Genomic DNA, 14,982 nt, shown 5'->3' on the forward strand with positions numbered 1-14,982 from the left:
GCTGCTACAGCCTGCCGTACGCCCGCAGTGTGATCAGCCGGTTGACCGTGATCAGCCCCCGCCATTCCGCCCCATTGCCCGGACTGATGGATGGGAAAGACACCTTCCATCCGCCATCCGCCTCCTGTTGTTCTTCCAAATCGTCCAGGTGACGCTCGATATCCGCCGGGGAGATCAGTTCCACGGCGTAGCTGGCCGGAACAGGCGCCCAGTCGAGCACTTTGTGGACATAGCCTTCCGCGCGGGGGTCAAGCTCAATGACGCCCGGCTGCCGGAGCCAGCGATTCAGCTCCTCCTGCATCGCTGAGGCCCTTCCACGATCGGGAGCGTATTGCAAAAAGGTAATGCATTGGTGCAGGTCATGATAATCCGTCTGATCTGCCTGGGGAATCCGGTTCCACATGAATTCCGCGCTTCGCGTGAACCATTCCTCTTGCTTGAAATCGTTCACGGCCGTCTGCTTGTAGAGCAGACCGAGAATATTTCCGGTCGGATTCAGCGATGGCTGCTGGTCGTCCTCCGTTATCCACCAAGGAGCATGCGGAGCGTCACTGACGGACAGAAGCGCCCGTGGGAAACCGCCTGTGGCCGGGATGGTGATCGATTTGAGATATGACGCGATTCCCGCGATGATATTCGGATCAAACCGGTTCGCCTCGTCCATGATCCAGAGCGCCTGCTCCACCGCCACAGGCTGACTTGCGGATGTGCGCATATCAGGCTCCAAGGCGTTCCCGAACCCGCCGTCAGGGTTCTGATAGGCTTTGAGCGCAGCAATAACCCCATCCGAGGAACCTCCTTCGAACCCCATTTCATAACGCCGCCGGTCCAGCAGCCGCGCGTTGGCAAGCACGAATGCTCTGGCTTTTTCCAGACGGGCTGCCCTTCCTTCCATTGCTCCCATCAACAGTTCCTCCTTTAATTCTGATTAACGGATGCCGAACGCTTTATGCATGTACGCTGCTGCTTCCGGTGTACATGCATCCTCCATTTTCAACTTCAGCTCAGACTGCGCCTGCTCCCTCGTTCCCCGGAACCGCTCGATACCATACTGACCTATCCAATCCTCTGTCGTCTGGTAGGAGGTGCTGCTCCAGCCGTTTTTCTCTCCGAGCAGGTTCCGCTTTTCCTTGACACCGGAAATGACGATGGCGAGCTGCCCCTGAAGCTCCGCCAGTGCTTGGTCAAACTCCTTTTTCCGGTCCGGTGATTTCATGCCCGCGCGGGTCCGCAGCTCCCTCGTCTCGATCCCTTCGTCTTCCCGGATCAGCTGGTACAGCTCCCATGCCGGCTTGGATAGCAAGCCGTCCCGATAACGCTTCTCGGGATCCTCTTCACTACCAAGCAACCGCAGCACCAGCGGAAACCAATCCGCCGCGATCAGCACCGCCTTCTTTTTGATGAATTTGCCGTAAGCCGCCGTCCCGTCGCCGGGAAACCGGGCGCGCCACAGCCAAGGATCCCGTTCGGTTCCCGTATGCCAATTCTCCTTGGGAGTGACCCCGTCCAGGGACGGATGTCCCGGGATCAAGCCGGCCAGCGGCAGGATGCCGACACGGGCGATCAAATCGCAAGCGTCCTCGTACCGTTCGATGTGCAGCGGTTTTTGTTCATTTTCCTTGAGCACCAGATCATCTCCTCCAACATCTTATGTATGGTTTGCCTCATAGGCAGCCAGCAGACCCGCAGCCTTGGCGCATACCTCCCGGCGAAGAGCCTCGGGCTCAAGCACCTCCGCCTCTGTACCAAGCGCATAAAAAAGCTGCACGGCCCAATGCCACTCCGACACCGGCAGATGAAAATCCGCCAGCCACTCTTCGTTTCCGACCGCGCTGATTTTCTCTCCGACATGCTCGTCCCGCTCGACCTGAAGCATTCCGCGATAGGTCAGCTTCGCCCTGATATGGACCGTCTGCGGCTCCGACTTTCCTTGATGACGATCGCCATCGCCTTCACCAACTTCAGGCGGGTCTTCCGGACGAAGCTCCGTCATCCGGTCGATCCGGAAGATCCGCTGCTCCCCGTGGGTTTGCGAGTAGGCATCGCAGTACCAAAACCCGTTGGCGGCGTAAATCCTCAGCGGATGGATCAGCAGCCTGCGGCGGTTGTTCATCGAATGGTAGAACACTGATACCCATTGATTGCTGGAGGCATAATCCAGCAGTTCGTTCAAGTGCGGAACGGTATACTTACGCTTGGGCACCTCCACTTCCAGGCGATCCAGCATCGGATGGACTGTCTCCGCAGTTTCCCGGGGCAGGATGGCCTTGATTTTGTCCATCACGGTCCACCGCTCCGAATTGAACGGAGTGTCCGCATAACGGGTAAGCCCTTCCAGCGCGAACAGCAGGCAGAGGGCTTCGCGGGAATTGAGCTGCAGCGGCGGCAGCTGATAGCCCTCCATCAGATAATAGCCGCCTTGGGGACCGCTCACCGCGGCAAGCGGAATGCCCATTTCGGAAAGGGCCTGCATATCCCGCAAAATGGTCCTCCGCGACACTTCAAGCTTGGCGGCGAGCCCTGCGGCTGTCTGATTTCCCTGCTGAAGCGCGATGAGTATCGCCATCAGGCGGTCCATACGGTTCATGTTTTTCACCTCTTCACGCTGTAGAATCATTGTATCAGCCTATTGGTGACAACTTGGATGTCACTAATGTTTCGCCGGATTTTCTTTTTTAACATAATGCAAAAGTTGTCGAATGACGCGGTTTAAGGCGCTGGCGGGACTTTCCCTTCAGCCCCGGCTCAGTTATAATGCATTGGGAAGAGCCATACAATAGCATAAAAGCGAGTCAAACGACTGGACAGGATATGAAGAAACGCTGTGACCGACGCGGCGGCTTCATCAGAACATGGACGTAAGGAGGAGAATACCCGTCATGTCCAACTTTTTCAACAAAATCAAGCAGGGCGTTTCGGATGCCGGCAAGAAAGCGCAGAACACGGTTGAATCCACAACCCTGAAGTTTCAAGCGGCGGCGAAGGAAAAGGAAATCGAAAAAAATTATACGGAAATCGGCCGTATCGTCCATCAATCCTTGGAGAAACCGGACGGCACGATCCCCAGCGCGGAGATCCAGAAATACCGGGAGGCCATTTTTGCCTTGGAAGAAGAAGTGGAAGAGCTGCAGCGGAAAATCCAGCACCTGCAAAACCTGAAGGAATGCGGATGCGGCAAAATGCTTCCCGCGGACGCGACCTACTGCCCGTTCTGCGGACAGCAGTTCCATACGGTGGTCGTTCAGCCGGCAGCCGTTTCGAGCTCGATTCCGAAAAGCGCCTACTGCACCAAATGCGGAGAACCGGCCTCATTTTCGGATCATTTCTGCCGCAGCTGCGGTCATAAGCTTCAGCACGAGTAATTTATCAGTAAATCAGAGAACGCCGTATCCCTCACTGCAGTAGGGACACGGCGTTTTGTCGTTTATTCAAGAGCGGATCAGGAAGCCCGGCCGCGATGCTTAATTTCTTTTGAGCGCATACAGAAAGCTCGTCTCTTCCCACTTCTCGCCCGGGGTCAAGCCGAACAGTCCCATTTCCTCTGCGGGAATGTTTTTAATATTCGGAGCGTTGACGAGGTTGATCTGAGGCTCAGGGCAGAAAAATTTGCCGCCGGCGAACTGGTTCCAAACCATCCAGTGCTTATAGCTGGTACCTACGTCGTAAATCAGCACGTCCCCGGTGCGTGTATCCGTGAGTTCCATCCGATTGCGTCCGTCCTGCGGTTCAGCAGTATAATGGAAGTCCATTTCGGTGAAGTAAGGGAACACGCCTTCTCCTTTGAGCTGCTCCTCTTCCGGAGACAGCGGCTGGAAAGCACCTGTCGGCAGCATCCGGTCATCCAGCTCACGCCGCTGGCCGATCGTAATTTTAACCCGGTAATCCTTCGCTTCGCTTCCCGGAACGAATGGGGCATTGACCGCCGTATGGAACGCCAGCAGCACAGGCATTTTTTCCTTGCCGTCATTGGTGATGGTGACCTGCTGCCGCAGCCCTTCCCGGTTCAGGGAGTATCGCAGCGTAATCGTGAAATCGAAAGGCAGATACTTTTTATACAGATGCCCTTCTCCTACGCGCTGGGACACAACGACTGCGCTTTCATAATCGTCGCTGGTTATGTAATCCACGGTCCATGGGATCGTATGCATGTATCCGTGCAGCTGGTTGCCCGTGGCTTCTTCATTGATTGGGAATTGGTAGACTTTGCCCTCCCATTCGAATTTGCCGCCATCGTAACGGTTGGGCGGAAACAGTACCGGAATGCCGTAGACACCCGGATTCGCCTTGAAATCTTCCATTTCACCGGCTTCCGGTTCCCGCAAAAACTTGAAGTTTTGCTCGGTATCCCGGAATAAAATCAGATTGGCGCCGATCTCCGGCAGCACTGCCGCTTCGTATTTTCCATGCTTCAGCCAGATCGCCTTTTCCCCATTAAAATCGCCTTCAAATGCCGCAAATTGTGTCAACTTGTTCTCCTCCTGTTCATGATTAAAAGGAATGTTCTTCTAATATACCATTTGTGGCATTATACGAGAAGCACATCAATCCGGCTTGCCCCATGAATCAGCCGTTTCAGCATTCTTCGGCGTGCATATCTAGTCATGATTCCTTCTTCTGAGCGTCCTAGAATCATCTGAGTGGCATGGATCTGTTCGGCCTGTCCCAGCACTTTGGCCGGCAGTCCTTTCCACCCTTCTGTTTCAAGAATGCCGAAATGCCCTTGCAGGCTTTCGGTCAGCCCCTGCCATCGCCCCAGATCGCAATCCCGGCCTTCCATGCGGACGCAAGTCACGTGCAGCGCGGCCTTAAGGCGGTAAGCGATCCGGAATCCGCGCCGAATGAGGCGCTCGGCAGAGGTCCCGGGGAGGATACACACAAAGATCACCTCCTCCTTTCTCCAGGGTCCGCGAAGGGACATATTCCGCTGCCAGGACTCCAGCCGCTCGTCCACATCGTCGGCCAGTTCCCGGAGGGCCAGCTCCCTTAGCGCGATCAGGTTCCCCGTTCGGAAAAAGGAACCAAGCGCCTGATCGACCTTGTCCGCCGCATAAATTTTCCCTTCCCTCATCCGTTCCTGCAGCGATTGCGGCGTAACGTCAATCAGCTCCAGCTCATCGGCCATTGACAGCAGCGTGTCCGGTACCGTCTCGGAGACCCGGATGCCGGCGATGCGCTCGACGGCATCGTTGAGACTCTCCAGATGCTGAACATTCAAGGTTGTTATGACCGAAATTCCGTTCTCCAGCAGAAGCCAAATATCTTCATACCGTTTGCGGAAACGGCTGCCTGGCATGTTGGTGTGAGGCAGCTCATCGACGAGCACGAGCTCCGGACTTCTTGCCAGCAGCGCCTCTGTATCCATTTCGTACAGCGTAGTGCCTTTATAGGAAATCTCCTTCGGTGGGATAACAGGCAAACTGCCAGCCTGCGCCGCCGTCTCCGCGCGCCCATGCGTCTCGAGCCACCCGATAACCACATCCGTTCCCTTGGCCAATATGTCATTCCCCTCGCGAAGCATGGTGTACGTTTTGCCTACGCCGGGGGCCGCGCCGATATAAATTTTGAACCGGCCGCGCTCGATCCGCTTCACTTTCTCGTTCATTTCCTCACGGCTGAGCCGGTGATACCCCTTCCCCTGCTTGTTTTGCGTTCGGCGGGCCGGCAGAATCCGCGGTTCCCCTTGCCCCGTGCGGTCGGCTACCCAGAACACGTCGATGCCATGCGCATGCTTCAAAATGCCGTTCGTCACAGAACCCTGCCACAGCTCCTGCCAGGGGCTTTTCCGGGAATGCCCCAGCACGATCCGGGTCACTTTTTTATCAAAAGCATACCGGATCAGCGACTTGGCAAACCGTCTTGGAGCCGACAAAGGCAGCTCCTCCAGCTTGGCGTCCGTCTTGTCCGCCATTTTGTGCAAAGAACGCTTAAATGCCTCTTGCTCGCGCGACAGTGACGGCTTGGGCCGCGTAAAGACAACGACGAGCAGTTCGCCGTTCAGGCGCTTTGCGATTTGCTGTCCGCGCCGTACATAGATCGAACCGTTCCAATGGTATTGCGCCGCCACCAGGATACGCTCCGAGGCACCGGAGGGACCGCTGATGCCCTCGTGCTCGCGGAACTTCTCCAGCGACTGATTCACATCGTCGGCCATCAAGCGCAGCGCAAGCTCCCGAAGGAGGGCCAAATCCTTGCGGGTAAAGGACGCCCCGTCCCAGCTGCTCTGCAGATGGCCTTCGTTTAACCGGGAGATGAGCGTTTCCGGAGAAACGTCAATCAGCCGAACCTCGTCGGCCATACCAAGAGTCGTTAGCGGAACGGTTTCTCTGACCTCTACCCCGGTCCATTTGCGGGCAAGTTCATGAATGCCTTCAATTTCATACACATTGAGGGTCGTGATAACGCTGATGCCGTGATTCAGCAGAAACTGGATATCTTCCAGCCGGGTTCGATGCTCGGCGTGCTTGCGGTTTCGATGAGCTAATCCGTCTACAAGCACAACTTCGGGATTTCGGCTTATAATGCCCGGCAGATTCAGATCCTTGCGCTCCGTTTCTCCTTCATTCCAGTGGATGCTGGGCACCCTCTCCAGGTCGGCGAGCTGCTTTTTCGTTTCCGTACGCTGCAGCGTGGACACCGCGCAAATGACGACGTCAATCCCCTGGGACTTCAGGGTTTGACCCTCGCGGAGCATATGATAGGTTTTCCCGGAACCGGTCACCGCCCCGATGATGATTTTGAGCCTCCCCCGCCGCAGTCTATGGATTTCTTCGAGAATTTCTTCAGGCGATTTGCGTCTGTAATCCCCCATGGCTCAAGCCCCTTCTGCACATTGTTGATATGTGCTGAATCTTACCTGTTCACAGCCATCTTTGTAAAATCGTTCACCGCCGTTTTTGGATCACCCTGTATTGGTATTGCCCGATCTAGCGTCTTTTTCGGAAGAAAATGCGGCTATTTAAGCCTGATTCCCCCTGTCTCTTCCGTATCCGTTTCACATGAAAGAATAGGCTAAACTGGACATATCATGTAAAATGGGAAAGATGAGATAAAACAGACGAGAGACGGGCGAATGGGAAAGAGGGGAAAGCCATGCCGAACATGATCCGGCTTCTTGTATCTACGGATTACAACGATCTCAGCCGGGATTTACAGGAAGAAATCTATTATGAGTACTATGATTATGCCTACGGCATGATCATGTATATCGTGAAAAACCATTCCGTGGTGGAAGATATTATCCAGGATGCTTTCATTAAGATCATCAAAAGCAAACCCGTGTTTGAAAATGAAGCCAAGCTGAAAGCCTGGCTCAAAGTCGTGACGCGCAACACGACCATAAATTATTTACGAAAAAATAAAAAGTACCGTAACCAAATCGATGTCGAAGGTGTCTTTATGTATAAAGAAGAGATTGCACAGCCAACGGTGTCAATCGAAAATACGGTAGAAACGAAGTTCATGGAAGAATCGATTATTCAGTATTTAAGGGAATTGAAACCGGAATACCGGGTTCTGGTCGAGTATCGCTGGCGAAAGGGCCTGTCATACCGGGAAATCGCCGATCTGCTTGAAGTTACCGAGGATGCCGTCAAACAACGTCTGTACCGGGCACGCGAAAGTATCAAGAAAATGCTCTTTAAGGAGTGGGGGGTAAAGGATGAAAAGCGAAAAATTTGAAGATTGGTTCGATTCCGCCTTCGAGAAGGCAGCCTCTTCAACTTCCTTGACGTCCGAAGATAGTAAGAAGGCATCTTGGAACAAGGTTCAAGCCCGGCTGAACGAAGTGAACCGTTCCCGCAGACGTAATCGGCACCTTCAGCTTGGCGGTGTGGTGGCCGCATCTTTCGTGGCCGGAGCGGTCATTTTCAGTTCCACAGCCGTGACGAAGGCCATTTCTCCGCTGATCGACTCCATTGTTGACTGGGGAGATGGCGTTAAGAATGTGGTTTTTCTCCAAGACGATCAGTCTGATACGGGAGGGATCGCGAAAACCCCTCCACCGCCAAATTATATGGACGGAGAGAAGGAACCGCCGCCATGGGATGGGAAAATCATTTCTTCGGAACAGGGTGTCCCAACAACGCGCCCGCTCAGTGAAGTGCAAAAAGAATTGAGCTTTACCATTCCGGATTTTAGCGGCCGGATTCCGGAGCGTTATCATTTCAAGCAATCCACCGTCATAGCAAAAGATCTCGAAACAAAGAAATATAACGAAATTACTATGCTTTATACCGGGCCAAAGGAAGACGATAATCTGTTCATTACCGTGAGCCGAATTCTCCCGAATTCAAGCACAGGCTATTTCACGAACGGAGAACCTGTCAAGATCAAGCTCAAGAACGGTTATGAAGCCTATTACACCGAAAGCAACATGAATTCGCTGATCATGAAATATAATAAAGTGCAGCTGTACATCATAACCACGGCGAGTAAAGAGGAAATTCTCAACCTGGTTGAGCCGCTTCCCTAATGAATGATTTGTTGGCATCCCCCTATTCAGCGTGACCAGAAAGTGACCGCCCGCAGGCGGTCACTTTTATTTGTTATCCTATTTGGCAAACACTTGTGGGGAATACGTGGTGGTCTGTTCGAAAGCAGATCCTTGGTATACGGTATGGTAGGCTTTGGCTCGGTAATAATATCCCGTGATCACCGTGCCGTTGTAATCCCCGGATATAGTGCTGTTTCCAGTGTCCAGGAACCGTCTCGTTTCCATATCGACCCATGCAGATCCAGTCCAGCGCTGCAGGGTTAGGTCGACACCAATCTTGTCAACGCTCTGTTTGGCGTAAGTGCTGGCCTTTAAAGCCACGGTTGTGCTATTGACGAGCGAGGCTGACGCATAGCAGTTGTTCAAGTATGTGAAAGACGCGAAGCTCGTGATGAAGTGTTCAGGAGGCGGAGGAGTAGTTAAGGCTCCCGGTTCTTTTACGGCGGCTGCGGAAATGTCCGCATCATCGGATCCGGCTGGTTCGGCACCCGCCCCGGTCGCGAGAAGCATACTGAGTACGGTAGTGGCGGCAATAATGGCTGGCAGTTTGTGGTTGATCCATTTCTTCGTCATGACTCTCACCTTTCCTTTAGGAAATATTGAATTTCACTACTATTAACGGCGGTCTCCTTTCAGAGGTTTCATCATTTTTTCATCATTTTCTTTGGTTTTTCTCACATTTTCATTAAAAGCACTAAAAAACCCCCGTTTCGATCGAAACGGGGGTTTCCCTTCCCCTAACAAGGGGCAGTTACACCAGGTGACAGGCAACGAAGTGACCGCCGCCCGCATCGCGGAATTCCGGCACCTCTTCTTTGCAGCGGGCCACCGCAAACGGGCAGCGCGTGTGGAACTTGCAGCCCGAAGGCGGATTGGAAGGGCTCGGAATGTCGCCCTTCAGCACGATGCGCTCCCGCTTCAGCTTCGGAATCGGAACCGGCACGGCTGACAGCAGCGCCTTCGTATACGGATGCAGCGGATTTTTAAACAGCTCATCCCGGGTCGCCGTCTCAACCATGGAGCCCAGGTACATGACGCCGATCCGCGTGCATAAATGCTCCACGACGCTGAGGTCGTGGGAAATGAACAAGTACGCCAGCCCGCGCGTTTCCTGCAGCTTGCGGAACAGGTTGATGATCTGTGCCTGGATGGATACGTCCAGCGCTGAGACGGGCTCATCGGCAATAATGAGATCCGGATTGAGCACCAGTGCCCGGGCTATTCCGATCCGCTGCCGCTGACCGCCCGAAAATTCATGCGGGAACCGGTCGATATGGTAAGAGGACAATCCACAGGATTGGAGCACTTCCAGCACCCGGTCGCGAATCTCGGCTTTGGGCACCAGGCCGTGATCCAGCAGCGCTTCGCCAATGGCGTCTCCGACGCGGATCCGCGGGTTCAGGGAGCTGTACGGATCTTGAAAAATCAGCTGCATGCTCGGCCGGAGCTTGCGCAGTTCCTCGGGAGGGAGGTCGTAAATATTGATGCCTTTAAACTTGACCTCTCCTGACGTCTTCTCGATCAGGCGGATGGCCGTGCGGCCAACCGTGCTTTTGCCGCTTCCTGACTCGCCGACCAGCCCGAACGTTTCACCCGGCCGGATCGTGATGCTGATATCGTCAACGGCCTTCACGTGACCGACGGTGCGGTTCAGCAGGCCTTTGTGGATCGGAAAATATTTTTTCAAATGGCTGATTTCAAGCAATGCATCAGACATGAACAACCGCCTCCTCATACAGCCAGCAAGCGGCTTTTTGCTGATCCGCAACTTCCTTAAGCGCCGGCTGTTTCGTTCTGCAAATGTCCATGCAGTGCGCACAGCGGTCATGGAAATAGCACGATTCGGTCAGATCCAGCGGATTCGGCACCTGCCCCGGGATCGAATACAGCTCATCCTGCCGCTGATTAATGATCGGCTTGGACTTTAGCAGCCCCTGCGTATACGGATGCTTCGGCGACTCAAACAGCTTCACCACTTCGCCTTCTTCCACGACTTTGCCGGCGTACATGACAACGACGTAATCCGCCATTTCGGCCACGACGCCCAGATCATGGGTGATCAGCATCATCGACATGTTCGACTTCTTTTTAAATTCGCGCAGCATATCCAGAATTTGAGCCTGGATCGTAACGTCCAGCGCCGTCGTCGGCTCATCGGCGATCAGCAGCTTCGGACCGCAGGAGATCGCAATCGCGATCATGATCCGCTGCAGCATACCGCCGCTCAATTCATGCGGATAGGAATCGGCGATTTGCTCCGCCCGCGAGATCCCCACCTGCTCGATCAGTTCGATCGCACGGGCGCGGGCCTCCTTCTTGCTCAGCTTCTGGTGCACCATAAGCGGCTCCATAATCTGCTGCCCAATTTTCAGAACCGGGTTTAGCGAAGACATCGGCTCCTGAAAGATCATGGAGATGTCATTCCCGCGGATCGTACGCAGCTCGTTTTTGCTGAGCTTCAGCAGGTCCCGGCCGTCAAACTCAATGCTTCCGCCAACCACTTTACCTCCCGGTTCCTCAATCAGACCCATGATGGACATGGCGGTAACGCTTTTACCGCAGCCCGACTCGCCGACGACGCATACCGTTTCGCCTTCCCGGACGCGCAGGCTGACGTCATTTACGGCTTTGATCACGTTTTTGTCGCTGAAGAAATGCGTGCGCAGATGGTCGATTTTAATGAGATCTTTCATAGAACGCTGTTCACCTACCTCTTCTGTTTGGGATCCAGCACATCCCGGAGTCCGTCTCCAAATATGTTAATGGCAATGACCGTAATAAAAATAGAAAATCCTGGAGGAATCCACAGCCATGGATGCTCCTGAAAATCGATCAAATTGTTCGCCGCGTCGATCATATTCCCCCAGGTCGGTGTCGGCGGCATGACGCCGAGGCCGAAGAAGCTCAGCACCGACTCGCTGAGGATCGAACCGCCGATATTGAGCGTCGCAATGACGATCAGGAGCGGAACAATATTCGGCAGCAGGTGGTTGAACAGCTTGCGGCGGTCGCGCAGACCGAGCACTACGGCGGCCTGCATGAATTCGCGTTCGCGCAGGCTGAGCATCTGCCCCCGGACCATCCGGGCAAGCCCCGGCCAGTTGACGAGGCCGAGCATCAGCATAACGATATACATGCGGTAATTCGTCGGCACCTTCCATTCGGACAGCAGCGCGCCGAAAATAAACAGCAGCGGCAGTCCCGGAATGGTCAGGAGCAAATCGGCGATCCGCATAATGATTTGGTCCACGATCCCCCGGTAGTAGCCGGCAATCGCGCCGAGCAGCGCACCGATAAACACGGACAGGAACATGGAAGCCAGACCTACCGTCAAGGAAATGCGGCCGGCCTGAAGTACCCGCGTAAGCACGTCACGCCCGAGGGCATCGGTACCGAGCCAGTGCTTCATGCTTGGCGCTTTGTTCATCACATTCATATGAATCTTGTTATCGGCATAAGGCGAAAATACAGGCCCCAGGAAACAAGCGATAAACATGATGACCACGACGACAAGTCCAAAAATCGCCAGCTTGTTGTGCAGCAGTCTCCGCATCGACTGTTTAAATAAGGAGGAAGACTTCGGCGTCGTTGTTGGAGCCGGAACGGCATCGGTCATTGGTGTACTGTTAATGGCCATAAGCGTCTCCCCTCCCTAATGCAGCCGCACGCGCGGATCGGCGATGTGATAGAGCACATCCGACAGCAGCGTGCCGATGACCGTCAGAATCGCCAGCAGCATCGTGAAGCCCATGAGCAGCGGATAGTCCCGCAGGCTGAAGGACTGCATGTACAGCTGGCCGATCCCCGGCCAGTTAAAGATTTTTTCGATAATAATCGATCCGCCGAACAAGGCCGGCAGTTCAAAGCCAACCAGGGTGATGGCCGGCAGGAGCGCATTGCGCAGAGCGTGTCTGAACAGCACTTTGTCTTCCTTCAGCCCTTTCGCCCTAGCCGTGCGGATATAATCCTGCTTGATGACATCGATCATATTGCTGCGGAAATAACGCGTCAGCGAGCCGACGCCGAGCAGCGTCATGACGATCACAGGCAGCGTCATATGATGGATAACTTCCTTAATATAAGCCCATCCAGTCGCGTTGCTTCCCGTCGTTAACATCCCGCCCGGCGGCAGCCATTTCAGGTCGACGGCCAGAATCTTGATCAGGAACAGGCCTATGAAGAAGGAAGGGATCGACATGGCGGCAAAAATAGCCACCATCACGATCGTGTCGAACCACGAATACTGCTTATAAGCGGAAACGACCCCGATGATCACGGCGATAACCCAGGTCAAAAACGTGGATACGACCGCCAGCAGGAAGGAGTTCCAAATATACTGGTTAAACAGCTTCAGCACCGGCTGCTGCTGCGCCAGAGAGAAACCGAAATCTCCGTGAAATACGTTGTTCATCCATATGCCGTACCGTTCCAGCAGCGGCTTGCTCAGTCCGTAAATCTCCCTTAACTCCGCTTTACGTTCCGGGCTCAGCTTGATGTTGCTGCTGATGAAATCCCCCGGAGTCAGCGCGTAGAGGCTGAAGATCAAAAAGGATGCCGCAAACAGGATGACGATCATGTAAATGATACGCTTCGTCAAATAAGTGCCCATCATTCGCCTCCTAATTACATGGTCCCCCGCCGCAGAAGCGGCTGCTTCGCGGTCGGGGGACTCCATTGTGGGTCCTTCTGATTATTGTACCGGCTTCAGCGACCAGTCAGGCAAGCTGTTGGCAAGTCCGACGAACGGGCTGACCTTCAGGTTCTCGATGCGGCCGTTGTAACCGTACACCGTCTTCTTGTAGTTCGTGAAGATGACCGGCAGCTCGTCGTTTAGCAGCTGGAACAGCTCTTTGTAGATAGCCTTGCGCTCTTCGATGTCGGAAGTCGCGAGCGCTTTGTCATAGAGCTCTTTCACCTTCGGATTGTCGTAGGCTTTGATCTCGCCGTCGATAAACTGCATGACGCCGTCCGACGGATCCTGCAGCAGCGGAGTCGAGAAGGATACGAGATCGTAATCCCCGCTCTCCACTTTGGACACGAGGGAGTTGAAGTCGGCGAACACTTCCGGCTGGAAGTCGACACCGATCGCCTGGAAGTTCTCTTTAGCCACCGGAATAAAGATATCCGTCTGCTTGCTCTTCGAGCCCAGGTAGTGGATCGTCAGCTTCTTGCCGTCTTTCTCGCGGATGCCGCCTGCGCCCACTTTCCAGCCGGCTTCGTCCAGCAGCTGCTTGGCTTTTTCCGAATCAAATTTGTACGGGTTAATGCCGTCTTCGGTGTAAGCCCAGGAGATCGGCGGAGCCGGAATGTTGGCTACTGCACCGGCACCTTCGTTCGCGTCCACGTAGATGCTTTGACGATCAAGGCCGTAAGCGATCGCTTGGCGTACCTTTTTATCCTTCAGCGCTTCGTGTTCCAGGTTGACCTGCAGGTAACCATAGTTGCTGGCCGTATAAGGCAAAATGTTGGTGAAGCCGAGGGACTTCAGCTTCTCGATATTTTCGGTTGTGGCCGGGAACGAAGTGTAGTCAATTTCTCCGGTCTCCAGGTACTGCCAGGCATCGCCTTCGGACGTTTTATAAATGAAGTGCTCTGTTTTCGGCTTGCCTTTATAGTAGTTCTCATTGGCGACAAAACGGACTTCCTGGCCTGGAATGAATTTCTCCAGCTTGTATGGGCCGTTGCCGACCGGCGTTTGATGCAGGTTTTTGATGTAGCTCAGGTCACCGAACTTATAATCCTTGCCGTAGTATGCCTTGGACAAAATGTTCGAGCCGAGCGTGACAAGCGCCGTTGCGTTCGGCTTATCCAGCGTGACGGAAATCGTCTGCGGATCGACCACCTTGATGCCGGAAATGCTCTTCGCCTTGCCATCCTTATAATCCTGCGCGCCCTGGATCGCGATCGTGCTCGGGATAATCGAATCGCCGTCATAGGACGGGTCGAACAGGATCGTCCACGTAAATGCCACGTCGTCAGCCGTCATTGGTGATCCGTCGCTGAATTTCAAATCCTTCCGCAGATGATATGTAATCGTCTTCTGATCTTCGGAAATGTCCCATTTCTCTGCAAGGTCCGGAACCGGCAATCCCTTATCGTCCACTGTCACCAGCGAACCGAACAGTAGGGAGTTGACGTTGCCGTCATAACCGCTCTGGGTAAAATAAGGTGTGAAGGCACCGCTTGGGTCGGTCAGCGCCACGATAATCGTGTCCGTACGCTGCTTGGCCACATCGGGCAGTTTGGACAAGTCGGCTGCCGTATAAGGCTCGGTCAGTGCAGAGGTTCCTCCGGCATCGGACGAAGCCGCTGTATCTTTTGTACCTTGCTCCGTTTGAGCCGTTCCGCTGGATGAACCCGTGTCATCACTATTGTTCGAGCATGCCGTAACCAGCATTGATCCGACGATCAACAGCGAAGTTAGCAAGTACACTCCTTTTTTCATCATCATAACCTCCCGTTTTTACTCACCATTCCGATGAATTAAGTAT

14 protein-coding genes are annotated in these 14,982 nt (G+C 54.2%); 3 read left to right on the plus strand and 11 right to left on the minus strand.

What is annotated here, in order from left to right; all coding sequences use genetic code 11:
- Positions 1-4: 4 nt before the first annotated feature.
- Genes KI379_RS15835 through KI379_RS15845 form a run of 3 tightly spaced genes read right to left on the minus strand, consistent with a single transcriptional unit; the run spans position 5 to position 2,587 of the window.
- The gene (locus KI379_RS15835) at positions 5-904 is read right to left on the minus strand and encodes a hypothetical protein (RefSeq protein WP_306433673.1); all 900 of its coding nucleotides are present in this window, start codon (positions 902-904) and stop codon (positions 5-7) included.
- 24 nt (positions 905-928) lie between these two features.
- Positions 929-1,627, minus strand: coding sequence for an AlkZ-related protein (locus KI379_RS15840; RefSeq protein WP_244879309.1), 699 nt, complete (start codon positions 1,625-1,627; stop codon positions 929-931).
- Positions 1,628-1,648: 21 nt separating this feature from the next.
- Entirely contained in the window at positions 1,649-2,587 is a 939-nt protein-coding gene (locus KI379_RS15845) for a helix-turn-helix transcriptional regulator (protein WP_212984155.1), read from the minus strand.
- Between the two features lie 292 nt (positions 2,588-2,879).
- On the opposite strand from KI379_RS15845, the gene KI379_RS15850 reads away from it, so the two are divergent.
- Positions 2,880-3,362 carry a zinc ribbon domain-containing protein gene (locus KI379_RS15850; protein ID WP_076171647.1) on the plus strand — a complete coding sequence of 161 codons (483 nt, stop codon included), beginning with the start codon at positions 2,880-2,882 and terminating at the stop codon, positions 3,360-3,362.
- A 99-nt stretch (positions 3,363-3,461) separates the two neighbouring features.
- Here KI379_RS15850 and KI379_RS15855 read toward each other — a convergent pair whose 3' ends face one another.
- Both KI379_RS15855 and KI379_RS15860 read right to left on the minus strand, forming a co-directional pair.
- Complete coding sequence (locus tag KI379_RS15855) at positions 3,462-4,466, minus strand: aldose 1-epimerase (protein ID WP_076171644.1); 1,005 nt, start codon at positions 4,464-4,466, stop codon at positions 3,462-3,464.
- Positions 4,467-4,525: 59 nt separating this feature from the next.
- On the minus strand, positions 4,526-6,808 hold the full coding sequence (locus KI379_RS15860) for a histidine kinase (RefSeq protein ID WP_212984156.1): 2,283 nt from the start codon (positions 6,806-6,808) through the stop codon (positions 4,526-4,528).
- Between the two features lie 281 nt (positions 6,809-7,089).
- Between KI379_RS15860 and KI379_RS15865 the strand changes: the two genes are divergently transcribed.
- Positions 7,090-7,677, plus strand: coding sequence for an RNA polymerase sigma factor (locus KI379_RS15865; protein WP_212984157.1), 588 nt, complete (start codon positions 7,090-7,092; stop codon positions 7,675-7,677).
- Complete coding sequence (locus KI379_RS15870; RefSeq protein WP_152398029.1) at positions 7,658-8,470, plus strand: hypothetical protein; 813 nt, start codon at positions 7,658-7,660, stop codon at positions 8,468-8,470. Before KI379_RS15865 ends, KI379_RS15870 begins: the two co-directional genes overlap by 20 nt.
- A 78-nt stretch (positions 8,471-8,548) precedes the next feature.
- On the opposite strand, the gene KI379_RS15875 is transcribed toward KI379_RS15870, so the two are convergent.
- The 6 genes from KI379_RS15875 to KI379_RS15900 all read right to left on the minus strand — a co-directional run bounded on the left by KI379_RS15875 (position 8,549) and on the right by KI379_RS15900 (position 14,936).
- The gene (locus tag KI379_RS15875) at positions 8,549-9,064 is read right to left on the minus strand and encodes a hypothetical protein (RefSeq protein ID WP_212984158.1); all 516 of its coding nucleotides are present in this window, start codon (positions 9,062-9,064) and stop codon (positions 8,549-8,551) included.
- Between the two features lie 178 nt (positions 9,065-9,242).
- Positions 9,243-10,208 carry an ABC transporter ATP-binding protein gene (locus KI379_RS15880; protein ID WP_145024466.1) on the minus strand — a complete coding sequence of 322 codons (966 nt, stop codon included), beginning with the start codon at positions 10,206-10,208 and terminating at the stop codon, positions 9,243-9,245.
- Positions 10,201-11,184 carry an ABC transporter ATP-binding protein gene (locus tag KI379_RS15885; RefSeq protein WP_076171628.1) on the minus strand — a complete coding sequence of 328 codons (984 nt, stop codon included), beginning with the start codon at positions 11,182-11,184 and terminating at the stop codon, positions 10,201-10,203. The genes KI379_RS15880 and KI379_RS15885 overlap by 8 nt, the downstream gene beginning before the upstream one ends.
- Positions 11,185-11,198: 14 nt before the next feature.
- Entirely contained in the window at positions 11,199-12,128 is a 930-nt protein-coding gene (gene opp4C / locus KI379_RS15890) for an oligopeptide ABC transporter permease (RefSeq protein ID WP_076171625.1), read from the minus strand.
- 15 nt (positions 12,129-12,143) lie between these two features.
- Positions 12,144-13,100: an ABC transporter permease gene (locus KI379_RS15895; protein ID WP_076171622.1), complete on the minus strand. Its 957-nt coding sequence runs from the start codon at positions 13,098-13,100 to the stop codon at positions 12,144-12,146.
- An 81-nt stretch (positions 13,101-13,181) separates the two neighbouring features.
- Positions 13,182-14,936, minus strand: a complete 1,755-nt coding sequence (locus KI379_RS15900) for an ABC transporter substrate-binding protein (protein ID WP_116229994.1) — start codon at positions 14,934-14,936, stop codon at positions 13,182-13,184.
- Positions 14,937-14,982 lie beyond the last annotated feature (46 nt).

The organism is Paenibacillus cineris (assembly GCF_018333335.1).
GTDB lineage: Bacteria > Bacillota > Bacilli > Paenibacillales > Paenibacillaceae > Paenibacillus_AQ > Paenibacillus_AQ favisporus.

Bases quoted from the DNA above. Each gene is read 5' to 3' on its own strand.
- KI379_RS15850 (WP_076171647.1), top strand. From the start codon at position 2,880: ATGTCCAACTTTTTCAACAAAATCAAGCAGGGCGTTTCGGATGCCGGC.
- KI379_RS15865 (WP_212984157.1), top strand. From the start codon at position 7,090: ATGCCGAACATGATCCGGCTTCTTGTATCTACGGATTACAACGATCTC.
- KI379_RS15860 (WP_212984156.1), bottom strand. From the start codon at position 6,808: ATGGGGGATTACAGACGCAAATCGCCTGAAGAAATTCTCGAAGAAATC.
- KI379_RS15900 (WP_116229994.1), bottom strand. From the start codon at position 14,936: ATGAAAAAAGGAGTGTACTTGCTAACTTCGCTGTTGATCGTCGGATCA.
- KI379_RS15835 (WP_306433673.1), bottom strand. From the start codon at position 904: ATGGGAGCAATGGAAGGAAGGGCAGCCCGTCTGGAAAAAGCCAGAGCA.
- KI379_RS15845 (WP_212984155.1), bottom strand. From the start codon at position 2,587: ATGAACCGTATGGACCGCCTGATGGCGATACTCATCGCGCTTCAGCAG.
- KI379_RS15875 (WP_212984158.1), bottom strand. From the start codon at position 9,064: ATGACGAAGAAATGGATCAACCACAAACTGCCAGCCATTATTGCCGCC.
- KI379_RS15885 (WP_076171628.1), bottom strand. From the start codon at position 11,184: ATGAAAGATCTCATTAAAATCGACCATCTGCGCACGCATTTCTTCAGC.
- KI379_RS15895 (WP_076171622.1), bottom strand. From the start codon at position 13,100: ATGGGCACTTATTTGACGAAGCGTATCATTTACATGATCGTCATCCTG.
- opp4C (WP_076171625.1), bottom strand. From the start codon at position 12,128: ATGGCCATTAACAGTACACCAATGACCGATGCCGTTCCGGCTCCAACA.
- KI379_RS15880 (WP_145024466.1), bottom strand. From the start codon at position 10,208: ATGTCTGATGCATTGCTTGAAATCAGCCATTTGAAAAAATATTTTCCG.
- KI379_RS15870 (WP_152398029.1), top strand. From the start codon at position 7,658: ATGAAAAGCGAAAAATTTGAAGATTGGTTCGATTCCGCCTTCGAGAAG.